Raw genomic sequence first — 23739 nt, 5'->3', positions numbered from 1 at the left:
CCTCGCGGCACGCCGGCAACCGGCACTGGCGTCGCGAGATACCCCTGCGGCCCCTTACTGCATTGCAGTAAAATGACCGCAGAACCCTTCCAGGACCACGATGAACGCCGATCTTCACTGCCACTCCACCGTTTCCGACGGCCAGTTCGCGCCGGCCGACGTCGCGCGCCGCGCGCACGCTAACGGCGTGACGCTGTGGGCGCTCACCGATCACGACGAAGTGGGCGGCCAGCACGAGGCGCGCACCGCGGCCGAGGCTCTCGGCATGGATTACCTGAGCGGCGTCGAGATTTCGGTCACGTGGGCGGGGCGCACCGTGCACATCGTCGGACTCGGCATCGATCCGGGCAGCCAGATCCTGAGCGACGGTCTCGCCCGCACGCGCGACGGCCGCGCCGCGCGCGCCGAAGCAATCGGCGAGCAACTGGCCACGCTCGGCATTCCAGACGCGTACGAGGGCGCGTTGCATTACGTATCGAATCCCGACATGATGTCGCGCACGCATTTCGCGCGCTTCCTGGTCGAGCACGGCCACTGCGCAAACACCCAGGAAGTGTTCGACCGCTATCTCGGCGACGGCAAGCCGGCTTACGTCGCGCACCGCTGGGCCAGGCTCGCCGACGCACTCGGCTGGATCCAGGCCGCGGGCGGCGTCGCGATCGTCGCGCATCCCGGTCGTTACGCATATTCGCAACTCGAATTCGACGCGTTCTTTGGCGAATTCATCGACCTCGGCGGCGAGGCGATCGAGGTCGTGACCGGCAGCCACACGCCCGACCAGTACCGCGAATATGCGGACGTCGCGCGTCGCTATGGCTTCGAGGCCTCGCGCGGTTCGGACTTCCATGCGCCTGGCGAAGGCCGCATCGAACTCGGTGCACTGCCGCCGCTACCCGCTGATCTGAAGCCCGTTTGGGAACGCTGGCTGTGACCGCGCGCCGTGCCGGAGCGGCACGGCGCGCGCGCGGGCCGGCTGGATGCGGCACGCGCTCTGCTCGCCGCAGCCCATCCGCCGCAGTTCGTCTGCCGCCATCGTGAGTCTCCATGTCCCAATACTTTCGGCTTCACCCCGACAATCCGCAACCGCGTCTCGTCAAGCAGGCCGTGCAGATCATCAACGGCGGCGGCGTGGTCGCCTTGCCGACCGATTCGACCTACGCGCTCGCCTGCCGTCTCGACGACAAGGATGCGGTCGAACGCCTGCGGCGCATCCGCGGACTCGACGAAAAGCAACTACTGTCGCTGCTCGTGCGTGATCTGTCGGAGCTCGCCAATTTTGCTATGGTGGACAACTGGCAGTACAGGCTGCTTAAGTCGGTGACCCCGGGTCCGTACGTGTTCGTGCTGCAGGCCACCAAGGAAGTGCCGCGGCGCGTGTCGCATCCGTCGCGCAAGACGATCGGCCTGCGCGTGCCGGATCACGCGATCACGCTCGCGATTCTCGAGGAGCTTGGCCAGCCGCTGCTCGGCTCGACACTGATCATGCCCGGCGAAACCGAGCCGCTGAACGACCCCGAGGAAATCCGCGCGCGGCTCGAAAAGCAGCTCGATCTGGTGATCGACGGCGGCGCGTGCGTGTGCGAGCCGTCCACCGTGATCGATCTGACCGGCTCGGAGCCGGTGCTGGTGCGGGCAGGGCGCGGCTCGCTCGCGCCGTTCGGTCTCGAGGAAACGGCGTGAGCGTCGTGAGCGAAAGCGGACAGACACGCGCGAGCGCATTGTTACAATAGCGAGCTATGGATTCTTCCCTGATACAGACGATTGCGGTGTACGCGCTGCCGGTGATCTTCGCGATTACGCTGCACGAGGCTGCGCACGGCTACGTCGCGCGCTGGCTCGGCGACAACACCGCGTACGTGCTCGGCCGCGTGTCGCTGAACCCGATGCGGCACATCGATCCGCTCGGCACGATTGCCATTCCGCTGCTGCTGTACTTCGCGACGAGCGGCGCGTTCGTGTTCGGCTATGCGAAGCCGGTGCCGGTCGCGTTCGGCAATCTGCGCAACCCGCGCTGGGGCAGCCTATGGGTCGCGGCGGCCGGGCCCATGTGCAATTTCATCCAGGCGCTGTTCTGGGGCGTGTTCGGCGTTGCGCTCGCGGGGCTCAATGTCAACGAACCGTTTTTCACGCGCATGGCGGGCGCGGGCGTCGGCGTCAATCTCGTGCTCGGCGTGCTGAACCTGTTTCCGCTGCCGCCGCTCGATGGCGGCCGCGTGGTGATGGCCCTGTTGCCGCCGAAGCAATCGATCGCGTTGTCGCGGCTCGAGCCGTACGGCTTTTTCATCGTGATGGCGCTGGTAATGACGGGTACGCTCACGCGTTTCTGGTTGAGGCCACTCGTGACGCTCGGGTATAGCGCGATCACCGCAATTCTGACTCCACTTGTTTCGCTTTTCTAAATAACCATGTTCCCAGACCGTATCTTCTCCGGCATGCGGCCCACCGGGTCGCTGCACCTCGGCCACTATCACGGCGTGCTGAAAAACTGGGTGCGGCTGCAGTCCGAATACCCGTGCTTCTTCTGCGTGGTCGACTGGCACGCACTGACGACGCACTACGAAACGCCCGAAGTGATCGAAAAGAGCGTGTGGGACGTGCTGATCGACTGGCTCGCTTCCGGCATCGATCCGGCGCAGGCGACGCTGTTCATCCAGAGCAAGGTGCCCGAGCATGCCGAGCTGGCGCTGCTGCTCGGCATGAGCACGCCGCTCGGCTGGCTCGAACGCGTGCCGACCTACAAGGAGCAGATGGAAAAGCTGAAGGACAAGGACCTGTCCACCTACGGCTTCCTCGGCTATCCGGTGCTGATGGCGGCGGACATTCTGCTGTATCGCGGCTCGCTCGTGCCGGTCGGTGAAGACCAGGTGCCGCACGTCGAGATGACGCGCGAAATCGCCCGTCGTTTCAACTACCTGTACGGCCGTGAGCCGGGCTTCGAGGAGAAGGCGAACGAAGCCGCGAAGAAGCTCGGCGGCAAGCGCTCGAAGCTGTATCACGAGTTGCGCAACGCGTATCAGCAGGAAGGCGACGACGAAGCGCTCGAACGCGCGCGGGCGATGCTGCAGGAATCGCAAAGCCTGTCGATGAGCGATCGCGAGCGCCTGTTCGGCTATCTCGAAGGTTCGCGCAAGATCATCCTCGTCGAGCCGCAGGCGATGCTGACCGAGGCGTCGCGCATGCCGGGTCTCGACGGCCAGAAGATGTCGAAGTCGTACGGCAACACGATCGGCCTGCGCGAAGACGCGGAAACCATCACGAAGAAGGTCCGCACGATGCCGACCGACCCCGCGCGTGTGCGCCGCACCGATCCGGGCGATCCCGACAAGTGCCCGGTGTGGCAGTTGCATCAGGTCTATACCGACGAAGCGACCCACGAGTGGGTGCAGAAGGGCTGCCGCTCGGCAGGCATCGGTTGCCTCGATTGCAAGCAGCCGGTCGTCGAAGGGATTCTGCGCGAGCAGCAGCCGATGCTCGAGCGCGCGCAGAAGTACATGGACGACCCGTCGCTGTTGCGCGCGATCGTCGCCGATGGCTGCGACAAGGCACGCCGGTTCGCGACCGAAACGATGCGCGACGTCCGTGAGGCGATGGGGCTGTCGTACAACTGATGCGCACCCGACGCACCGCGGTGCAGCGATGAGCACGCCCGTTACCAGTGGCTTGCATGGCCTCGGTGAACCGTCGCGCTGGGTGCGTCACTGGGCGCACCTGATCGCGCCGGGCGGCGCGGTGCTCGACGTCGCGTCGGGGGCCGGGCGGCATGCGCGCTTTTTTGCGTCGCTCGGCCATCCGGTCACCGCGATCGATCGCGACGCGGCTGCTCTCGACCTGCTGCGCGACGCGCCGCTCGTCACACCTCTCGTGGCCGATCTCGAAGCCGCGACGTGGCCACTACCGGCCGATGCGGCGTTCGCCGCCGTCGTGGTCACCAACTACCTGCACCGGCCGCTTTTTCCGCAGTTGCTGCGCGCGCTCGCGCCCGGCGGCGTACTGGTTTACGAGACCTTCGCGCAAGGAAACGAAAGCGTCGGCAAACCCTCCAATCCGGCGTTTTTGCTCGCGCCTGGCGAGCTGCTCGACACCGTGCGGGGCCACCTGCGGGTGATCGCATTTCAGGACGGATTTCTCGCCGAGCCGCGTCCGGCCTACGTTCAGCGCATCTGCGCGGTTCGGGAAACGGCCCGGGCGCATGATCCCGCACGGGCAACAGCGCCACCTTGTTACGAGTTGGCTGGCTAATCCGCTACAATCGCGGTTTACCTGATCATATTCATGGCGTTTCATGACTAACGGCAACCACAGCGGTCACCAGGACGGCGTTCAGATCCGCGGCAGCATTCCTGCCATCATCACTCCGATGCTCGAAGACGGCAGCCTCGATCTGCCGGCGTTTCGCAAACTGATCGACTGGCACGTCGAGGAAGGCACGAATGCGCTCGTCGTGGTCGGCACGAGCGGCGAGTCGGCCACGCTGTCGGTCGAAGAACACGTGCTGATGGTCAAGACCGCGGTCGAGCACACCGCTGGACGCATTCCTGTCATCGCGGGCGCGGGTGCCAATTCCACCGCTGAGGCGATCGAACTCACGCAACACGCGAAGGACGTCGGCGCGGATGCCACGCTGCAGGTCGTGCCGTACTACAACAAGCCGACCCAGGAAGGCATTTACCGCCATTTCGCGAAGATCGCCGAAACCGTCGATCTGCCAGTGATTCTGTACAACGTGCCGGGACGCACCGTCGCCGACATGAGCAACGAGACCATCCTGCGCTGCGCACAGGTGCCGGGCATCGTCGGCGTGAAGGAGGCCACGGGCAACATCGACCGCGCCGCGCATCTGATCAAGTCGGCGCCGGCGCATTTCGGCATCTATAGCGGCGACGACCCCACCGCGATCGCGCTGATGCTGCTCGGCGGTCACGGCAATATTTCGGTCACCGCGAACGTCGCGCCGCGCGCAATGAGCGAACTGTGCAAGGCCGCGCTCGCTGCGGACGTGAAGACCGCGCGCGAGATTCATCTGAAACTCCTGTCACTGCACAAGTACCTGTTTGCCGAAGCGAATCCGATTCCGGCGAAGTGGGCGCTGCAGCAACTGGGGCGTGTGCAGGGCGGCATCCGCCTGCCGCTCACGCCGCTCGATGCGCAATACCACGAAGTGGTGCGCGGCGCGCTGCGCGAAGCGGGCCTGCTCGGCTGAACGGGCCGACCGTCCCGCCGCCCACGCAAGACCGCCACCGGCATTTCATTAACCGACGTCGCTTCAGCCCACGTTCCCGGCAGATCGAACGAGGCATCGCGTTCCAGCATCACGAAGGACCTCATGAAACGTTCCGCACTTTCCCTCCACGCAACCCGCATGGCGGCGCTGGCGCTTGCCCTGTCGACGCTCGCCGGCTGTGACACGCTGAACGACTGGTTCGCTTCCGACCGCGTCAACTACAAGGCGACCTCGAGCGCGCCGCCGCTCGCCGTGCCGAGCGATCTGAGCACGTCGCCGAACGACCAGCGCTATGTGGCACCGCCGGCCAATCTGGCGCTTGGTGGCACGCCGACGCGCGCTGTCACGGCGGCCGGCAACGCAACCGAAGGTCAGCCGAACGCGCAGGATCCGCTCGGCATGCATATCGAGCGCGACGGCGACCGTCGCTGGCTGGTGGTAGACGGCCGTTCCCCGGAACAGCTCTGGCCGCAGCTGCAGGAGTTCTGGCAGGAAAACGGCTTCGTGCTGAAGACCGATGCGCCGGCCACCGGCATCATGACGACCGACTGGGCGGAAAACCGCGCGAACATTCCGGACGACTGGTTCCGCCGCACGGTCGGCAAGGTCATCGACTTCGCCTATTCGTCGGGCACCCGCGACAGTTTCCGCACGCTGGTATCGCGCGGTCCGGACAGCGCGACCGATATCTCGATCACGCACAGCGCGATGGAAGAGGTGATGACCGGGCAGGACAAGACGTCTTCGCGCTGGGAAGAGCGTCCGCGTGATCCGGCGCTCGAGGCGCTGTTTCTCGCCAAGCTGATGCAGAAGTTCGGCCTGACTGAAGCACAATCGAAGCAGTTGCTGACCGACGCGCGCACCGCCGCCGCGCCGACCACGATCGAGCAGAACGCGGGTGCGTCGACGCTCGATCTGCAGGAGTCGTTCGACCGTGCCTGGCTGCGTGTGGGCCTCGCGCTCGATCGCACCAACTTTACGGTCGACAACCGCGATCGCGAGAAGGGCATCTACTACGTGCGCTACGCGGATTCGATGCAGGAACTGAAGAAGGAAGGCCTGTTCGGCAAACTGTTCTACAGCGGCAATTCGACGCGCAAGCCGGGCCAGGAATTCCTCGTCAACGTGCGCGCGAAGGGCGACGCGGTGACGCAGGTCGCGGTCGTCGACGCGAATGGGCAGATCGACACGTCGTCGGACGCGCAGCGCATCGTGTCGCTGCTGCACGCGCAACTGAACTAAGGCGGGTCGTGCGCTTCGCAAGTCTCGGCAGCGGCAGTGAAGGCAATGCGCTGCTGGTGGAGGCGCGCAGCGGTGCGGTCACCACGCGTGTGCTGCTCGATTGCGGTTTTTCCGCGCGCGAAGTCGAGCGGCGTCTGACGCGGCTCGGCGCGAGTGCCGAGCACCTCGACGCGATCCTGATTACGCATGAACATAGCGATCACATCGGCAGCGCATTGACGCTGGCGCGCAAGTGGTCGATTCCGCTGTACATGAGCTGGGGCACCGCGCGCGCGGTGGGCGCCGACGAAGCCGATGTTGACCTGCAGGTGCTGTGGGGCGACGAGGCGGTATCGATCGGAGAGCTCAGCGTTCTCCCTTATACCGTTCCGCACGACGCCCGCGAACCGCTCCAATACGTGTTCTCGAACGGCGCGAGCCGGCTTGGCGTGCTCACCGACGTGGGCACGTCCACGCCGCATATCAGCGCGGTGCTGAGTGGCTGCGACGCGCTCGTGCTCGAATGCAATCATGACGTGCAGATGCTCGCGGGCAGTCGTTACCCGCCGTCGCTGAAGGCGCGTATCGGCGGCAATCACGGGCATCTGAATAATCACGCGGCGGCTGAAATCCTGGCGTCGCTCGACCGCTCGCGCTTGCGGCATCTGGTCGCGGCGCATCTGAGCCAGCAGAACAATCTGCCGGAACTTGCGCAGGCGGCGCTGGCGGGCGTGCTTGACGCGGCTCCCACGGAGGTGGTGGTTGCGTCGCAGAGCGAAGGTTTCGCATGGTTGACGGTGTGACTGTGGCGCCCGGTTGGCGTCCGGTCGCGCTGCACGCCATGCGCCGGGTGGTCAGGTAATGAAAAAGCCCATAACGAGCAATCGTTATGGGCTTCTAATTTGAGCGTCGAGTGCGGCGTGGGGCACGCCGCACGACCGGGCAAACTTAATTGCGGTTGCCGCCAAAAATGCCGAGCAGCGCAAGCAGATTGACGAACACGTTGTACAGATCCAGGTAGATCGCCAGCGTCGCCGTGATGTAATTCGTCTCGCCGCCGTTCACGACGCGCTGCACGTCGAACATGATGTAGACGGAAAAGATCACGATTGCCATGACTGAAACCGTCAGCATCAGCGCCGGCAGTTGCAGGAACACGTTCGCGACCGAAGCCAGCAGGATCACGATCACGCCCATGAAGAGCCACTTGCCGAGGCCCGAGAAGTCACGTTTGCTGACCGTGGCGATGGTCGCCATGGCCGCGAAGATCACACCGGTGCCACCAAAAGCGAGCATGATCAGCGACGGGCCGTTCGAGAAGCCGAGCACGAACGCGAGAATGCGCGACAGCATCAGCCCCATGAAGAACGTGAAGCCGAGCAGTACGAAGACGCCGACGGCGCTGTCCTTGGTGCGCTGGATCGCGAACATGAAGCCGAAGGCGATCGCGAAGAATGCCAGCATGCTCATGGCGGGGCTGGTGGCGGCAAACAGTGAGAAGCCGGTGGCAAGACCCACCCACGCGCCGAGCACGGTCGGAATCATGGACAGCGCGAGCAGCCAGTAGGTATTCCGCAGCACGCGGTTGCGTGTTTCGACCGTGCTGACCGCGCCGTTGCGGCCAAACATATACGGATGTTCGTTCATGATCTCTCCTTACCTCGGAAGCGTGTTTCGTGATGGTGATACGGCAATTTGCGAAGCGCCGGCGGCGCACCGTTCATCCGTAAGATTAGCGCGGCAGCACGGAGTTTCAATACCTCCAGTCGCCCACATCGCCTACGCTACCAGTATTTCGCGCCCTTTGCTTTGATCCTTTCAGTGCTGTAAGGGTTCAATCGCAATGATGCACGGGAACATGCTACAATAGCGGATTCATTTGAATCTGTAACTTCTTAATTTTTTGGAGTTTTTATGGCGATCGAGCGCACCCTGTCGATTATCAAACCGGACGCAGTGGCCAAGAACGTGATCGGCCAGATCTATACCCGTTTTGAAAACGCTGGTCTGAAGATCGTGGCATCGCGCATGGTTCATCTGTCGCGTGCTGACGCCGAGAAGTTCTACGCCGTGCACGCAGCACGTCCGTTCTTCAAGGACCTCGTCGAATTCATGATCTCGGGTCCGGTGGTCGTGCAGGCGCTGGAAGGCGAAAGCGCGATCCTGAAACACCGTGATCTGATGGGTGCGACTGACCCGAAGAAGGCAGAAAAGGGCACGATCCGTGCCGACTTTGCGGACAGCATCGACGCCAACGCGGTGCACGGCTCGGACGCACCGGAAACGGCCGCGATTGAAATCGCATTCTTCTTCCCCCAAGTCAACGTCTACTCGCGTTGAGCGCCTCGCGCTGAGGTCAGGCACTGGCCTCGGTCGTAAGCCGTGTCCGCCTGGCGCGCTTCGTGCAGCCGAATTGTTTTATCGCATGAATCGCGCGCGTTGCACGGCAAAGTAGTAAGGTAAAAGCAGCAGGAATGGGCGCGAACGGGCACGGCGTTCATGCAGCTTGTTGCATGAACGTAGTCTCGCAATGAAATGGCAGGATTCGATATGACGAGCAGTCCCTCCGTCAACCTTCTCGACCTCGACGCCCAAGGGCTCGTCGCCTATTGCGACAGCCTGGGCGAGAAACCGTTTCGCGCCAAGCAATTGCAGCGCTGGATTCATCAATACAACGCTGCCGACTTCGACGGCATGACCGATCTCGCGAAGTCCTTGCGCGAAAAGCTCAAAGGGCGCGCCGCGATCACGATGCCGGGCGTCGTCAGCGACCACGTTTCGTCGGACGGCACACGCAAGTGGCTGATCGACGTCGGAAACGGCAACGCCGTTGAAACCGTCTACATCCCCGAAGAAACGCGCGGCACGCTGTGTATGTCGTCACAGGCTGGGTGTGCGGTCAACTGCCGGTTCTGCTCGACCGGCAAGCAGGGGTTCTCCCGCAATCTCACCACCGGCGAAATCATCGGCCAGTTGCGCATGGCTGAGTTTGCGCTGCGCGCGTCGCGTGGTGATGCCGGCGGCCGCGCGATGGGGGGCGACGGCAAGGGCGAGCGCGTCGTCACGAACGTCGTGATGATGGGGATGGGCGAGCCGCTGCTCAATTACGACGCGGTCGTGCCGGCCATGCGCCTGATGCTCGACGACAATGCGTACGGCCTGTCGCGCCGGCGCGTTACGTTGTCCACTTCGGGCGTCGTACCGATGATGGACCGGCTCGGCGCGGATCTGCCCGTGGCGCTCGCGGTGTCGCTGCATGCCTCGAACGACGCGCTGCGCGACGTGCTGGTGCCGCTCAACAAAAAGTACCCGCTGCGCGAGCTGATGGCGGCGTGCGAGCGCTATCTGAAAGTCGCGCCGCGAGATTTCATTACGTTCGAATACTGCATGCTCGATGGCGTGAACGACAGCGAGGCGCACGCGCGCGAGTTGCTCGCCGTCACGCGTAACGTGCCGTGCAAGTTCAATCTGATTCCGTTCAATCCGTTCCCCGAATCGGGCCTTATCCGTTCGAAGCCGGAACAGATCAAGCGGTTTGCGCAGGTGTTGATGGACGCTGGCGTGGTCACCACTGTGCGCAAGACCCGCGGCGACGATATCGATGCTGCCTGCGGTCAGCTGGCCGGCGCGGTGAAAGACCGCACGCGTCTTGCTGAGCGCACCGGGAAGGCGGCGAAGGTGATCGAGGTTCGCGCCGTGTAACGCCGTGTAATCGCGAGGGCGGCAGGGCGTCGGCGTTCGGCGGAAAGTACCGCGAGCGCAAAAATGCTCGCATGCCACCGGCGATTAAAAGAAAGTTTGCAGAATCGATCGGGAGCGGTACACAAAGCCGCACATTTTGTTATAAACGGTCTGCGATTTGGACGTGACGCTCGAGCCCGTCCGGTCGCACGATTAAAAGAATCGACGCGAAAGGATTTGGGATGAGTGAGCCGCAGCACCCGCAGCCGCACGAGACAGACACGAGCGATGGCCATCCGGCACCCGTTGCAAGGGCGGTGGTCCAGCCTGTCGTGCAGCCGGCCCTTGATTCGTTGGCAGCGGTTGGCGCGCGCTTGACCCAGTTGCGCGAGGCGAAAGGCTGGACTATCGAGGACGTGTCGGCGCGGCTGAAGGTGTCGGTCGTCAAGCTGAGCGCGCTCGAGGCGGGCGACGTCAGCCATCTGCCGGACACGACGTTCGCACTCGGCGTCGTGCGCAGCTACGCGAAAATGCTGGGCGCCGATCCGGCGCCTTTTACGGCGGCGCTGCGTCGCGAGAAGGGCGTGCCGGCGCCGAATCTGTCGATGCCGGCGTCATCGGGCAAGGATCTGCCGCGCGGCAAGGTTTCGCTGTCGCTCGGCGACAGCGGGCATAAGAGCCGTTCGTGGCTGTGGGGCATTGCGGCGATCGTCGTCGCGGTCATCGCACTCGGGATGTGGCGCACTAACGGCGGTGATTCGTCCGCGTGGCTTGCGCGCCTGAAGGCAAGCGCGAATAGTTCGACTATCAGCGACACGGCGGCTTCGGGCGCGGTCGCTAAGGGTCCGGCGACGGCGGCGCAAGGGGCATCGGCGCCGGACGCGGCGGCCACGGCTGACAACGCGGCGAGCGCGGATAGCGCGGCGTCTGCGTCGGCAACGCCGATGCCGGCTCCGCTTGCCACTGGCACCGCGCCGGGCTCGGCCCCGGCAGCGAATCCAGCGGCAACGCCGGCACCGAAGGCCGGCTCGCAGGCTCAGGCACAGGCCGCCATGGAGAGCGCAAATGCACCGGCAGTCGTGGCGAACGCGTCGGCACCGGCGGTCACGCCAGCGCTCGGCGAGGCGGTCGTCGCGCTGCGCGTGACGCAGGACAGCTGGTTCAGCGTGCGTGACAAGAACGGCAAGGAACTGTTCTCCGGCCTCGTGCATGCCGGCGATCCGAAGCAAGTGACGGGTGTCGGTCCGTTCAAGGTCACGGTCGGCAACAAGGCGGGTCTCGAGTCGGTGACGCTCGACGGCCAGCCGGTCGATCCCTCGAAATATGCGACAGCCAAGGGCAACGTGGCGCGCTTTGCGCTGCCTTGACAGATACGGTACGCGCCGCGGTCAACCGGTCCGCGGCGCTTTTTCAATTCAGGCGCTGCGTTTTTGCATAGCGCGTGCGGCGTAAATGGGTTTTTCGATGCAAACCGACGCTCAATCCCAATCCTGTAGCAAGATCGTTTCAGACGAGCCGGTGTTCGGCGGCCCCGCGATGCGGCGCAAGTCGCATGCGGTCAACGTCCGCTGGGGCGGCGAGCTCGTGACCATCGGCGGCGATGCGCCGGTGCGCGTGCAGTCGATGACCAACACCGACACCGCCGACGTGATCGGTACCGCTATCCAGATCAAGGAACTGGCGCAAGCCGGGTCCGAACTGGTGCGTATCACCGTGAATACGCCGGAAGCGGCGGCGGCCGTGCCGGCGATCCGCGAGCAACTCGACCGCATGGGCGTGATGGTGCCGCTCGTCGGCGACTTCCATTACAACGGCCACCTGCTGCTGCGCGACTATCCGGGCTGCGCGGAATCGCTGTCGAAGTACCGGATCAATCCGGGCAACGTCGGGCACGGCGCGAAGCGCGACACGCAGTTCGCGCAGATGATCGAGACGGCGGTCAAATACGACAAGCCGGTGCGCATCGGCGTGAACTGGGGCAGCCTCGACCAGGACCTGCTCGCGAAGATGATGGACGAAAACGGCTCGCGCGCCACTCCGTGGGAAGCGCAAAGCGTGATGTACGAAGCGCTGATCCAGTCGGCGATCGGCTCGGCGGAACGTGCGGTCGAACTCGGCCTCGGGCGCGACCAGATCATCCTGTCGTGCAAGGTCAGCGGCGTGCAGGATCTGATTGCCGTGTACCGCGAACTCGCGCGCCGTTGCGATTTCGCGCTGCATCTTGGCCTGACCGAAGCGGGCATGGGTTCGAAGGGCATCGTCGCGTCAACCGCGGCGCTGTCGGTTCTGCTGCAGCAGGGCATCGGCGATACGATCCGTATTTCGCTGACGCCGGAACCGGGCGCGTCGCGCACAGGCGAAGTGATCGTCGGTCAGGAGATTCTGCAGACCATGGGCCTCCGGTCGTTCACGCCGATGGTGATCGCGTGCCCCGGCTGCGGGCGCACCACGAGCACGCTGTTCCAGGAACTCGCGTCGCAGATCCAGACCTACCTGCGTCAGCAGATGCCGGTGTGGCGCGACCAGTATCCCGGCGTCGAGCAGATGCACGTCGCGGTGATGGGCTGCATCGTCAATGGTCCGGGCGAATCGAAGCAGGCGAATATCGGCATCAGCCTGCCGGGCTCGGGCGAGAATCCGGCCGCGCCGGTGTTCATCGACGGCGAAAAGGTGAAGACGCTGCGCGGCGAGAACATCGCGCAAGAATTCCAGCAAATCGTGAGCGACTACGTCGAGCGCCGCTATGGCCGCGCCGACGCGCTCAACTAAAAACCGCTATCGAAACACAGATGACTGAACAGAAGAAAAAGCTCGAGAAGCTGTCTGGCGTGAAGGGCATGAACGACATCCTTCCGCAGGAAGCCGGGCTCTGGGAATTTTTCGAAACCACCGTCAAGTCGATGCTGCGTTCGTACGGATACCAGAATATCCGCACGCCGATCGTCGAGCATACGCAGCTGTTCACACGCGGTATCGGCGAAGTGACCGACATCGTCGAAAAAGAGATGTACAGCTTCACCGACGCATTGAACGGCGAAAACCTGACGATGCGCCCGGAAAACACGGCGGCCGTGGTGCGCGCGTCGATCGAACACAACATGCTGTACGATGGCCCGAAGCGTCTGTGGTATATCGGTCCGATGTTCCGTCACGAGCGTCCGCAGCGCGGCCGTTATCGCCAGTTCCACCAGGTCGGTGTCGAGGCGCTCGGTTTCGCGGGTCCGGATGCGGACGCGGAAATCATCATGATGTGCCAGCGTCTGTGGGACGACCTCGGCCTGACTGGCATCAAGCTCGAAATCAACTCGCTGGGCCTCGCTGAAGAGCGCGCCGCGCATCGTGTCGAACTGATCGCGTATCTCGAAAAGCACATGGACGTGCTCGACGAAGACGCGAAGCGCCGTCTCTATACGAACCCGCTGCGCGTGCTCGATACGAAGAATCCTGCGCTGCAGGAAGTTGCGCGGAACGCGCCGAAGCTGATCGATTTTCTTGGGGAAGAATCGCGCGCGCACTTCGAAGCTCTGCAGCGTCTGCTGAAGGCGAACAACCTTCCGTTCACGATCAATCCGCGTCTCGTGCGCGGTCTCGATTACTACAATCTGACCGTGTTCGAGTGGGTGACCGACAAACTCGGCGCGCAAGGCACGGTCGCGGCGGGCGGCCGCTACGATCCGCTGATCGAACAGCTCGGCGGCAAGCCGACGGCTGCGTGCGGCTGGGCGATGGGCGTCGAGCGGATTCTCGAGCTGCTGAAGGAAGAACAGCTCGTGCCGGAAGACGAAGGTTGCGACGTGTACGTGGTCCATCAGGGCGACACCGCGCGCGAGCAGGCGTTCATCATCGCCGAGCGTCTGCGCGATACCGGTCTCGACGTGATCCTGCATTGCAGCGCGGACGGTCAGTCGGCAAGCTTCAAGTCGCAGATGAAGCGCGCCGACGCGAGCGGCGCCGCGTTCGCGGTCGTGCTCGGCGAAGATGAGATCGCCAACGGCACGGTCGGCGTGAAACCGCTGCGCGATACGCAAGCCCACGGCGGTAAGAACGAGCAACAGAACGTGCCCGCCGAAGACTTGACCGAATATCTAATCAATGCGATGGTTGCATCCGCCGAAGACGGCGACGACTGATCGCGATGTCGTTGGGCCGGCTGGCTCGACACGCACACGTAGCAAGAATGAGGAAATCGCCGGGCAATGAGTTACCACGACGAACAAGAATCGATCGAAAGTCTGAAGGCATGGTGGACGCAGTGGGGCAATGCGACCACGTGGATCGTGCTGGTGGTGTTGCTGGCAGGCGCGAGCTGGAACGGCTGGAATTTCTGGCAGCGTCGTCAGGCCGCGGAAGCCGCGGTGCTGTATGACCAGGTTCAGCAAGCCGCGGCATCGGGCGATAAGGCGCAGATTGCGCGCGTCGCCGCCGACATGGAAGACAAGTTCGGCCGCACTGCCTACGCGCAGATGACCGCGCTGGGCGCCGCCAAGGCGCTGTACGCCGCTGGCGACGAAGCCGGCGCGAAAGCGCAGTTGCAATGGACGATCGATCACGCGAAGGACGACGAGTTCAAGCAGATCGCGAAGCTGCGCATGGCATCGCTGCTGCTCGACGACAAGGCATACGACCAGGGCCTCGCGCTCCTGGCCGAGCCACAATCCGATGCCTTCAAGGGCGTCGTGGCGGACCGCCGCGGCGACCTGCTCGCCGCCCAGGGCAAGCGCGACGACGCGCGCGCGGCCTACAAGCTCGCGCTCGACTCGCTGTCGAACAGCGACAGTTCGGCGCGCCAGCTGATCCAGTTCAAGCTGGATGCGCTTGGCGGCTGAGCGTCCCGCGCGGCGCGCCGCGAGCCACGACCGCAAGGCGGTCTCCTTTAATCCAATTTCCTGAATGCTTCGTCCACCGATGAATCTGCTGAAACGTTACGCCGTGCCCGTTATCTGTGCGATGACCGTTCTCACGCTGGCGGCTTGCTCATCCACGAAAGACGAGCGCCGTGTGCCGACGCCGCTCACCGAGTTCAAACCCGTGCTCGACGTGCAGCAGTCCTGGTCGGCGAGCGTCGGCAAGGCGGGCCGCTACCTGTTCTCGCCGGTTGCGCTCGGCAATGCCGTGTATGCTGCCGGCACGAATGGCACGGTCGCCAAGATCGACGCGCAAACGGGCAAGGACGTGTGGCGCGTCAAGTTGCACGATGATCTGTCGGCGGGCGTCGGCAGCGATGGCACGCTCACCGCGGTCGGCGGCTTGAAGGGCGACGTGTACGTGCTAGGCGCGGACGGCAAGCAGCTGTGGACCGCGAAGGCGCCGGGCGAGATCATTACGCCGCCGCTCGTTGGCAACGGCCTCGTGATCGTGCGCACGATCGACGGCCAGATCGTCGCGTTCAACGCGCAAACCGGCGAGCAGAAGTGGAACTTCCGCAACCGCGCCGTGCCGCTGAACCTGCGCGTGTCGTCGGGCATGACGTTCGCAGGTGACGCGGCCGTGCTGGCCGGCTTCCCGGGCGGCTCGTTCGCCGCGATCAACTTGCAGACGGGCGACGCCTACTGGCAGACGCCGGTGTCGTATCCGAAGGGCGTGACCGAGGTCGAGCGTATCAACGACGTGACCGGCCCGCCCACGCTGGTGGGTTCGGAGACCTGCGCGGTGACGTTCCAGGGCCAGATTGGCTGTTTCGACGCCAACTCGGGCCGCGCGCTGTGGGGCAAGCCGTTCTCGAGCACGACCGGCCTCGCGCAGGATGAGCGCAGCGTGGTCGCCGCCGACGACTGGTCGGTCGTGTCCGCATTCGACGTGAACAACGGCTCGGTGCTGTGGAAGAACGACACGCTGAAGAACCGCGACCTGAGCGTGCCGACGCTGCTCGGCCGCGCGGCCGTGTTCGGCGACTACAAGGGCTTCGTGCATTTCCTGTCGACCGTCGACGGCACGCTCGTCGCACGAGTGAAGACCGACGGCAGCGCGATTACCGCGGCGCCGGTGCTGGCTGGCGACACGCTGGTCGTACAGACGCGCGACGGCGGCCTGTTCGGCTATCGTCCGCGCTGATCGCGATAGATGATGTCAGGCGCGCAGGCCGGCTTTGCCGGCCGCGCGCTTTTTAATTGAAGTCTGCGCTGGCTTTGGCGTGCGGCTCCTGCGTCGGGTTGCCACGCTGCCCGTCGCGTGATCGGGCAGGCTCAATAGAAAAAATCGCCGGACGGGCTGGTCCGGCAAGTCGGATCGAGGCTGTGGCCGCCGGCATGCAAGGCGGCGCGTGCGCTTCGTCGGCGGCCTTGCAAATTAAAGACGCCCTCGAACACGAGCGCGTCAGCCGTCGAGCAGCCCGGTCTGAAGCAGGCGCCCCCGGCGGCGTCTGGGCAGCCCACGCCCGTCCGCCTGGATGCGCATATCGATCGCGCATCCGGAGCAGGCTGAATTCGTGATAATTTCGTCAGAACGCCACCCCGTGGCGGCCGCCTGGCGTCGCTACGCGCGCGATCGATTGCGATCCCGCGTTTCACCGTGAACAACATCAGATGAAACCCGTTATTGCCCTCGTTGGGCGCCCCAATGTGGGGAAATCCACGCTGTTCAACCGCCTTACGCGTTCGCGTGACGCGCTGGTTGCCGACCTGCCCGGTCTCACGCGCGATCGCCATTACGGCGAAGGACGCGCCGGCGAGCGGCCGTATCTGGTCGTCGACACCGGCGGCTTCGAGCCGGTCGCGAAAGACGGCATCCTGCACGAGATGGCGCGCCAGACCCGCCAGGCGGTCGAGGAGTCGGACGTCGTCGTGTTCATCGTCGATGGGCGCAACGGTCTCGCGCCGCAGGACAAGTCGATCGCCGACTATCTGCGCAAGGTCGGCCGGCCGATCTTCCTCGTCGTGAACAAGGCCGAGGGCATGAAGTACGCCAACGTCGCGGCCGACTTTTACGAACTCGGTCTCGGCGATCCGCGCGCGATTTCGGCCGCGCACGGCGACGGCGTCACCGACATGATCAACGAGGCGCTCGAAGTCGCGTATGCCGGTCAGCCGGAAGAGAGCGAGGAAGACAAGGGAGCGCGCGGCGTGAAGATCGCCATCGTCGGCCGGCCGAACGTTGGTAAGTCGACGCTGATCAATGCGCTGGTCGGCGAAGAGCGCGTGATCGCGTTCGACATGCCCGGCACTACGCGCGACTCGATCTACGTCGATTTCGAGCGCAACGGCAAGCCGTATACGCTGATCGACACGGCCGGCCTGCGCCGCCGCGGCAAGGTGTTCGAGGCGATCGAAAAGTTCTCGGTCGTGAAGACGCTGCAGTCGATCTCCGATGCGAACGTCGTGATCCTGCTGCTCGACGCGCGTCAGGACATCTCGGATCAGGATGCGCACATCGCTGGCTTCGTCGTCGAGCAGGGCCGCGCGCTGGTGGTTGGCGTGAACAAATGGGACGGTCTCGATCCGCATGTGCGCGAGCGCACCAAAGCCGACCTCGAACGCAAACTAAAATTTCTGGACTTCGCCAAATTCCATTTCATTTCCGCCGCGGAAAAAACCGGAATCGGGCCGCTGATGCGTTCGGTCGACGACGCGTACACGGCCGCGATGTCGAAGCTGCCGACGCCGAAGCTGACGCGCGCGCTGATCGAGGCGGTCGAATTCCAGCAGCCGCGCCGTCGCGGTCCAGTGCGTCCGAAGCTGCGTTACGCACACCAGGGCGGACAGAATCCGCCGATTATCGTGATTCACGGCAATGCGCTCGACGCGATCACCGACACGTATAAGCGATACCTCGAAAATCGCTTCCGGGAAACTTTCAAGCTGACGGGGACTCCATTGCGAATAGAGTTCAGATCGTCGACGAACCCTTACGCGGACAAAGGCTGAAGCAAGCTGAAGCTGGTCTTAAAGCTGGGCTGAAACCCGCGTGTATGCTGGGTTTGGCCGGGGGTCCCGGGCCCGCGCGTCGAAATGAAAATCAGCTATAGTGTAGCGGTTGGCGGCGGATCTCTTTTTCTTCGCCGTCAATTCAGTCAACCTGCAAAAAAATACGGAGTTTGCTATGAGCAACAAAGGGCAATTGTTACAAGACCCGTTTTTGAACGCACTGCGTAAAGAGCATGTGCCGGTGTCGATCTACCTGGTCAACGGCATCAAGCTTCAAGGGAACATCGAATCGTTCGACCAGTACGTCGTGTTGCTCCGGAATACGGTCACCCAGATGGTCTACAAGCACGCCATTTCGACGGTCGTGCCTGCCCGTCCGGTGAATTTCCACCCGGATTCCGAACAGTCCTAACCCTCGCCGCGGCCGGCACACTGTCGCCCGTTGGCGATCACTCCCGGCCGCGTCATTTTGATACCCTCCAATTTGATCAATGCAGCGCTTGTTGGCATCGACTTCGGCAAGATCGATTTCGAAGCCAGTCTCGAAGAACTCAGCCTGCTCGCGCACAGCGCGGGCGCGAACCCCCTGGTCACCCTCACCGGACGCCGTTCCAGTCCCGACGCGAAGATGTTCGTCGGCAGCGGCAAGGCCGAAGAATTGCGCCTTGCGTGCGAAGCAAACGACATCGAACTCGTGATCTTCAACCATGCTCTGGCGCCTGCGCAGCAGCGCAATCTGGAGCGGGCGCTTAATCGGCGCGTGGTCGATCGCACCAGTCTGATCCTCGACATTTTCGCGCAGCGCGCGCGCAGCCACGAAGGCAAGCTGCAGGTCGAACTCGCGCAGCTGCAATATCTGTCGACCCGGCTGATTCGCGCGTGGACCCACCTCGAACGTCAGAAGGGCGGTATCGGATTGCGCGGTCCAGGCGAGACGCAGCTCGAAACCGACCGCCGGCTCATCGGCGAGCGCATCAAGGCGCTCAAGATCCGCCTCGACAAGCTGCGCCGCCAGCATGGCACGCAACGCCGGGCGCGGCATCGCAACCAGACGGTGTCGGTGTCGCTCGTCGGCTACACCAACGCCGGCAAATCGACGCTCTTCAACGCGCTGACCAAGGCGCAGGCGTATGCCGCCGACCAGTTGTTCGCCACGCTCGATACCACCTCGCGGCGCGTGTATCTGGGCGACGAAGCGGGGCAGGTGGTGGTGTCCGATACCGTCGGTTTCATCCGCGAGCTGCCGCACCAGCTCGTCGCCGCGTTCCGCGCGACGCTCGAGGAAACCATTCACGCGGACCTGCTGCTGCATGTCGTCGATGCATCGAGCGCGGTGCGGCTCGACCAGATCGATCAGGTCAACGAGGTGTTGCACGCGATCGGCGCGGACACGATCCGTCAGGTGCTCGTGTTCAACAAGATCGACGCGGTGCCAGAGCTGGCAGCCCGTGGCGACGCGGTCGAGCGGGACGAGTATGGTAATATTTCGCGCGTCTTTTTGAGCGCGCGCACCGGGCAGGGGCTGGATGCATTGCGCGCTGCCATCGCCGAAATCGCTACAGCCGAACCGCTTGCCGACATGCCGTTCGATGCGTCGCAAGATGACCGCCCGGCGCAACTGCGCGACGACCACAAGGTTCCAGAACTCGGGCACTGACCCGTTCCAAAATTGCACTGACCCGCTGTCTACTCTGGTGAACGAACACAGGTGAACGATTACAACGAGCGGAGTATCTGGCTGCGTATGCGCGCCTTGCTTTCACTGAACGATCCGCGTTGGGGCCGGGGCGACGGCAACGGCGACCGGCAACGGCCGAACGATCCGAAGCGACCGGCACGCGACGGTGAAGGTCCGCCCGATCTCGACGAAATGTGGCGTGATTTCAATCGCCGTCTGTCCCGGATTTTCGGGCGCAGGGGCGGCGGTGTCGGCGGTGGCCGTCCTGACAACGGCCGTGGCGCGCGCATCGGCGTCGGCATCGTGATCGGCGTGCTGATCGCGATCTATCTCGGCAGCGGTGTGTTCGTCGTGCAGGATGGCCAGGCGGCCGTCGTGCTGCAGTTCGGCAAGTATCGCTATACCGCGGCGCCGGGCGTGCACTGGCGTCTGCCGTTTCCGTTCGAGTCCCACGAGTTCGTCAATGTCGGGCAGATCCGCCAGGTCGAGATCGGCCGTAGCAATGTGGTGCGTCTCGCGAACGTGAAGGACGCGTCAATGCTCACGCACGACGGCGACATCGTCGACGTGCGCTTCGCCGTGCAGTACCAGGTGCGCAAGCCCAACGACTTTCTGTTTCGCAGCGTCGATCCCGATCAGAGCGTGATGCATGCCGCGCAGGCGGCGGTGCGCGGCATCGTCGGCGCGCAGAGCACTAGCGATATCCTCGATCAGGATCACGAAACTTTGCGCCAGCAGCTGATCGCGGCGATCCAGCAATCGCTCGATCAGTACCAGTCCGGTCTGGCAGTCACGGGCGTGACGATCCAGAGCGTGCAGGTGCCCGAGCAGGTGCAACCCGCGTTCGCCGACGCTGCGAAGGTGCACGACGAAAACGAACGCGCGAAACGCGATGCGCAGGCTTATGCGGCCGATCTCCTGCCGCGCGCGCAGGCCGACGTCGATCGTCAGGTCCAGGAAGCCAAAACCTATAGCGAGACCACGGTCGCGCAGGCGCAGGCCGAGGCCGAGCGCTTCAACCAGGTCTACGCCCAATACGCGAAGGCGCCGGCCGTCGTGCGCTTCCGCCTGTACATGGAAACCATGCAGCAGATATACGCGAACGCGACCAAGGTGTTCGTCGACGCGAAGAACGGCAACAACGTGCTGTATCTTCCGCTCGACAGGCTCGTCGAGCAGAACCGCGAACGCCAGGCCGCGGCGGCGGGCGCCGCCGCTTCGGGTCCTGCTGTCGCGGGCGCGCCGCAAGCGGCGAGTGCGGCCGCGCCGTCGGCCGCGTCGGCCGCTGAGACCGGTGCCGCGGCAGGCTCCGCCGCCGCTGGCGCATCCGCACCCGCCGCTTCCGCGCCTGCGCCAGCGAGCCGGCCGAGCGCCGCGTCGCTGCGCTCGCGCGAAGCGTTCCGCAATCGCATGCGCGAAGACGACGTTCAATAAGGAGCGCACAAGAATATGAACCGAATCATTGCGCTCGTCGTCGCGCTCGTCATCGTGCTGTTCGCGGCATCGTCGATGGTGTTCGTCGTCGATCAACGGCATATGGCTGTGTTGTCCGCGCGCGGCGACGCGACGCCCACGCTGCTCGGCCCGGGGCTGCACGTGAAGCTGCCGCCGCCGCTGCAAACGGTCGCGTTCGTCGACAATCGCATCCAGTCGCTCGACGCACCCGACGAAGATCATTACGTCACGTCCGACAAAACCGATCTGCTGGTCAACCCGGTCATCAAGTTCCGCGTGACCGATCCGCTGAAGCTGATCGCCGAAACGAAGGGTGATCCGCAGAGCCTGCCCGACCGGCTCGCGCTGCTGTCGCGCGGCGCGCTCGGCGACGCGTTCGGCAAGTTCACGCTGTCCGACGCGCTCGCCAAACAACCGGCGATCGCCGAACAGGCCCGCGGTGCGATGGACAAGGGCGCGGCATCGCTCGGCGTATCGGTCGTGGATGTGCAACTCACGCGCGTCGATTTCCCGGCCGCGGTGGCCGACTCGGTATTCAAGCGCATGATCGCCGCGCGCAAGCAGGTCGCGGCGGACGAGCGAGCGAAGGGCGCCGCCGAAGCGAACCAGATCCGCGCGGACGCGCTCGCGAAGCAGCAGGCGGTGCTCGCCGACGGCCTCGCGCAGGCGCAGGGCATTCGCGGCGAAGGCGATGCAAAGGCCGCGGAGATCGCTGCCGAAGCGTTCGGCAAGGATCCGCAGTTCTACCAGTTTTATCAAAGCATGCAGGCGTACCGGAAGACCTTCAAGCCGGGCGACCTGATCGTGGTCGACTCCAGTAGCGAGTTCTTCCGCTTCATGCGTAGCCCGACCGGCGGCGTCGCCCCGGACGCTTCCGCGCCTGCTGCGCGCAAACGCTGATTACCGAAGGCCGCGGCATCCGCATCGCGGCCGCTTCACTCGCATGGACATAGCTGGTTCGTTATTGCTCGCGATCGCGCTGATGCTGATTATCGAGGGGATGTTTCCGTTCGTTTTTCCAACCGCCTGGCGCGACACGTTCCGTAAAATAGCGGAACGACCGCCGCATCAGATTCGTGTCGGAGGGCTCATCGTGATGTTGCTCGGGCTGGTTCTACTGTTCATCGCGACCTGAAGCCGGCTTGCTCGTCTGACGAACGCCGCGTGTTGCGGCGTGTTTTGCCGGCCCGAGCAAAACGCGTACTGACCGGCCACGCCGCCGCGCGTCGCGCGCGTGCCGCAAAGCGCCGCCCGAGCGTCTGTGTCAGCCGCCAGAATCAAGCCGCTCTACGTCATTCACACTCATCATCGGCGCTGCAAGACGCCGTGTTCAACGCCGTAGGACTGTATCGATGTCGACCTGGTTGCTTCCTGAGAATATCGCCGACGTGCTGCCGTCGGAGGCCCGCAAGATCGAAGAATTGCGGCGTCATTTGCTGGACCGTTTCCGCTCGTACGGCTACGAGATGGTGATGCCGCCGCTGCTCGAATACCTCGAGTCGCTGCTGACGGGCGGTGGGCACGATCTGAATCTGCGCACCTTCAAGCTCGTCGATCAGCTGTCGGGCCGCACGCTCGGTCTGCGCGCCGACATCACGCCGCAGGTCGCGCGCATCGACGCGCATCTGCTGAACCGCCAGGGCGTCACGCGTCTTTGCTATGCGGGCAACGTCGCGCATACGCGCCCGCGCGGCCTGCATGCGACGCGTGAGCAGATCCAGATCGGTGCGGAAATCTACGGCCACGCGGGGCTCGAAGCGGACCTCGAAATCCAGCAGCTGATGCTCGACGCGCTGCGTCTCGCCGGCCTCGCGAAGGTGCGTCTGGACCTGTGTCACGCGGGTGTGCTGGCGGCGCTGATCAAAGCCGAGCCGGCCGCCGAGGAACTGGGCCCGGCGCTCTACGACGCGCTGGCCGGCAAGGACGTGCCGCGCCTGGTCGAGATGACCGCGCAATTCTCGCCGGTGATTCGCGATGCGCTGCGCGCGCTGCCGACGCTGTACGGCGACGCGTCGGTGCTCGAAGAGGCCCGCGCGCGTCTGCCGAATTCACCGGCGATCGCCCGCGCGCTCGACGACCTCGCGTTCCTCGCGAGCCAGGTCGACGGCGCCGAAGTGATGATCGACCTCGCCGATCTGCGCGGCTACGCGTACCACAGCGGCGTGATGTTCTCCGCTTACGTGGACGGCGTGCCGAACGCGGTCGCGCGCGGCGGCCGTTACGACCACGTCGGTCAGGCCTATGGCCGCGCTCGCGCGGCAACCGGCTTTTCGCTGGATCTGCGCGAAGTCGCGCGGATCTCGCCGGTCGAAGCGCGCAGCAGCGCGATCCTCGCGCCGTGGCGGCACGACGAAGCGTTGCGCGTGGCGGTCGCGGCATTGCGCGATGGCGGTGAAGTGGTAATCCAGGCGCTGCCTGGCCACAAGCACGATCTCGATGAATTCGCGTTCGACCGGGTGCTGGTCGAGCGCAATGGCGCATGGGTGGTTGAACCGCGCGCTTGAGCCGCGCGTTCCGATCTACGCTGCCGGGGACCCGTCCCCCGACGCTCGCCCGAGGGCGGCGCAACCACCGCCCGAATCGCGCGCGGTCGAGCGACTCTGCGCGGCCGCGCATCCCTCCCA

23 protein-coding genes are annotated in these 23739 nt (G+C 64.4%); 22 read left to right on the top strand and 1 reads right to left on the bottom strand.

Features of this window, described 5'->3' with window-relative positions:
• Window positions 1–100 precede the first annotated feature (100 nt).
• The 8 genes from F6X37_RS21335 (at window position 101) to F6X37_RS21300 (ending at window position 7245) form a co-directional block, all read left to right on the top strand.
• Window positions 101–931, top strand: coding sequence for a 3',5'-nucleoside bisphosphate phosphatase (locus F6X37_RS21335; protein ID WP_187612668.1), 831 nt, complete (start codon window positions 101–103; stop codon window positions 929–931).
• A gap of 113 nt (window positions 932–1044) precedes the next feature.
• A complete protein-coding gene (locus F6X37_RS21330) occupies window positions 1045–1680 on the top strand; it encodes an L-threonylcarbamoyladenylate synthase (RefSeq protein WP_090800752.1) in 636 nt (211 codons plus the stop codon).
• Between the two features lie 56 nt (window positions 1681–1736).
• A complete protein-coding gene (locus F6X37_RS21325) occupies window positions 1737–2399 on the top strand; it encodes a site-2 protease family protein (RefSeq protein WP_090800750.1) in 663 nt (220 codons plus the stop codon).
• 6 nt (window positions 2400–2405) lie between these two features.
• The gene (locus tag F6X37_RS21320; protein ID WP_187612667.1) at window positions 2406–3608 is read left to right on the top strand and encodes a tryptophan--tRNA ligase; all 1203 of its coding nucleotides are present in this window, start codon (window positions 2406–2408) and stop codon (window positions 3606–3608) included.
• 28 nt (window positions 3609–3636) lie between these two features.
• Window positions 3637–4239: a class I SAM-dependent methyltransferase gene (locus tag F6X37_RS21315; protein ID WP_187612666.1), complete on the top strand. Its 603-nt coding sequence runs from the start codon at window positions 3637–3639 to the stop codon at window positions 4237–4239.
• Window positions 4240–4282: 43 nt separating this feature from the next.
• The gene (dapA, locus tag F6X37_RS21310; protein WP_090800745.1) at window positions 4283–5200 is read left to right on the top strand and encodes a 4-hydroxy-tetrahydrodipicolinate synthase; all 918 of its coding nucleotides are present in this window, start codon (window positions 4283–4285) and stop codon (window positions 5198–5200) included.
• A gap of 123 nt (window positions 5201–5323) precedes the next feature.
• The gene (bamC, locus tag F6X37_RS21305; protein ID WP_184048909.1) at window positions 5324–6463 is read left to right on the top strand and encodes an outer membrane protein assembly factor BamC; all 1140 of its coding nucleotides are present in this window, start codon (window positions 5324–5326) and stop codon (window positions 6461–6463) included.
• Window positions 6464–6471: 8 nt separating this feature from the next.
• Window positions 6472–7245: an MBL fold metallo-hydrolase gene (locus F6X37_RS21300; protein ID WP_090800741.1), complete on the top strand. Its 774-nt coding sequence runs from the start codon at window positions 6472–6474 to the stop codon at window positions 7243–7245.
• A 145-nt stretch (window positions 7246–7390) separates the two neighbouring features.
• Here F6X37_RS21300 and F6X37_RS21295 read toward each other — a convergent pair whose 3' ends face one another.
• Window positions 7391–8089, bottom strand: coding sequence for a Bax inhibitor-1/YccA family protein (locus F6X37_RS21295; protein WP_090800739.1), 699 nt, complete (start codon window positions 8087–8089; stop codon window positions 7391–7393).
• 267 nt (window positions 8090–8356) lie between these two features.
• Here F6X37_RS21295 and ndk point away from each other — a divergent pair, with 267 nt between their 5' ends.
• From ndk to F6X37_RS21225, 14 genes are all read left to right on the top strand, one after another.
• The gene (ndk, locus tag F6X37_RS21290) at window positions 8357–8782 is read left to right on the top strand and encodes a nucleoside-diphosphate kinase (RefSeq protein WP_187612665.1); all 426 of its coding nucleotides are present in this window, start codon (window positions 8357–8359) and stop codon (window positions 8780–8782) included.
• 210 nt (window positions 8783–8992) lie between these two features.
• On the top strand, window positions 8993–10144 hold the full coding sequence (rlmN, locus tag F6X37_RS21285) for a 23S rRNA (adenine(2503)-C(2))-methyltransferase RlmN (protein WP_187612664.1): 1152 nt from the start codon (window positions 8993–8995) through the stop codon (window positions 10142–10144).
• Window positions 10145–10365: 221 nt separating this feature from the next.
• Window positions 10366–11490 carry a helix-turn-helix domain-containing protein gene (locus F6X37_RS21280; protein ID WP_187612663.1) on the top strand — a complete coding sequence of 375 codons (1125 nt, stop codon included), beginning with the start codon at window positions 10366–10368 and terminating at the stop codon, window positions 11488–11490.
• Between the two features lie 85 nt (window positions 11491–11575).
• A complete protein-coding gene (gene ispG, locus F6X37_RS21275; RefSeq protein ID WP_090800733.1) occupies window positions 11576–12892 on the top strand; it encodes a flavodoxin-dependent (E)-4-hydroxy-3-methylbut-2-enyl-diphosphate synthase in 1317 nt (438 codons plus the stop codon).
• Between the two features lie 20 nt (window positions 12893–12912).
• Complete coding sequence (gene hisS / locus F6X37_RS21270) at window positions 12913–14253, top strand: histidine--tRNA ligase (protein WP_090800731.1); 1341 nt, start codon at window positions 12913–12915, stop codon at window positions 14251–14253.
• Window positions 14254–14319: 66 nt separating this feature from the next.
• Window positions 14320–14949, top strand: coding sequence for a YfgM family protein (locus F6X37_RS21265; RefSeq protein ID WP_090800729.1), 630 nt, complete (start codon window positions 14320–14322; stop codon window positions 14947–14949).
• Window positions 14950–15028: 79 nt separating this feature from the next.
• Entirely contained in the window at window positions 15029–16174 is a 1146-nt protein-coding gene (gene bamB, locus F6X37_RS21260; RefSeq protein ID WP_184057293.1) for an outer membrane protein assembly factor BamB, read from the top strand.
• A 470-nt stretch (window positions 16175–16644) separates the two neighbouring features.
• Window positions 16645–17982 carry a ribosome biogenesis GTPase Der gene (gene der / locus F6X37_RS21255; protein WP_187612662.1) on the top strand — a complete coding sequence of 446 codons (1338 nt, stop codon included), beginning with the start codon at window positions 16645–16647 and terminating at the stop codon, window positions 17980–17982.
• 175 nt (window positions 17983–18157) lie between these two features.
• Window positions 18158–18394, top strand: coding sequence for an RNA chaperone Hfq (hfq, locus tag F6X37_RS21250; protein ID WP_006051315.1), 237 nt, complete (start codon window positions 18158–18160; stop codon window positions 18392–18394).
• 57 nt (window positions 18395–18451) lie between these two features.
• Window positions 18452–19639 (top strand): GTPase HflX, encoded by a 1188-nt coding sequence (hflX, locus tag F6X37_RS21245; protein ID WP_187612661.1) that lies wholly within the window; start codon window positions 18452–18454, stop codon window positions 19637–19639.
• 51 nt (window positions 19640–19690) lie between these two features.
• Window positions 19691–21094, top strand: coding sequence for an FtsH protease activity modulator HflK (gene hflK, locus F6X37_RS21240; protein ID WP_187612660.1), 1404 nt, complete (start codon window positions 19691–19693; stop codon window positions 21092–21094).
• Between the two features lie 15 nt (window positions 21095–21109).
• Window positions 21110–22015 (top strand): protease modulator HflC, encoded by a 906-nt coding sequence (hflC, locus tag F6X37_RS21235; protein ID WP_187612659.1) that lies wholly within the window; start codon window positions 21110–21112, stop codon window positions 22013–22015.
• A gap of 43 nt (window positions 22016–22058) precedes the next feature.
• A complete protein-coding gene (locus tag F6X37_RS21230) occupies window positions 22059–22250 on the top strand; it encodes a DUF2065 domain-containing protein (protein ID WP_090800720.1) in 192 nt (63 codons plus the stop codon).
• Window positions 22251–22467: 217 nt separating this feature from the next.
• Window positions 22468–23619 carry an ATP phosphoribosyltransferase regulatory subunit gene (locus F6X37_RS21225; protein WP_187612658.1) on the top strand — a complete coding sequence of 384 codons (1152 nt, stop codon included), beginning with the start codon at window positions 22468–22470 and terminating at the stop codon, window positions 23617–23619.
• Window positions 23620–23739 lie beyond the last annotated feature (120 nt).

This window comes from Paraburkholderia sp. 31.1 (genome assembly GCF_014397645.1).
Taxonomy (GTDB): Bacteria; Pseudomonadota; Gammaproteobacteria; order Burkholderiales; family Burkholderiaceae; genus Paraburkholderia; species Paraburkholderia tuberum.
This window is presented reverse-complemented; position numbering and strand designations above follow the sequence as displayed.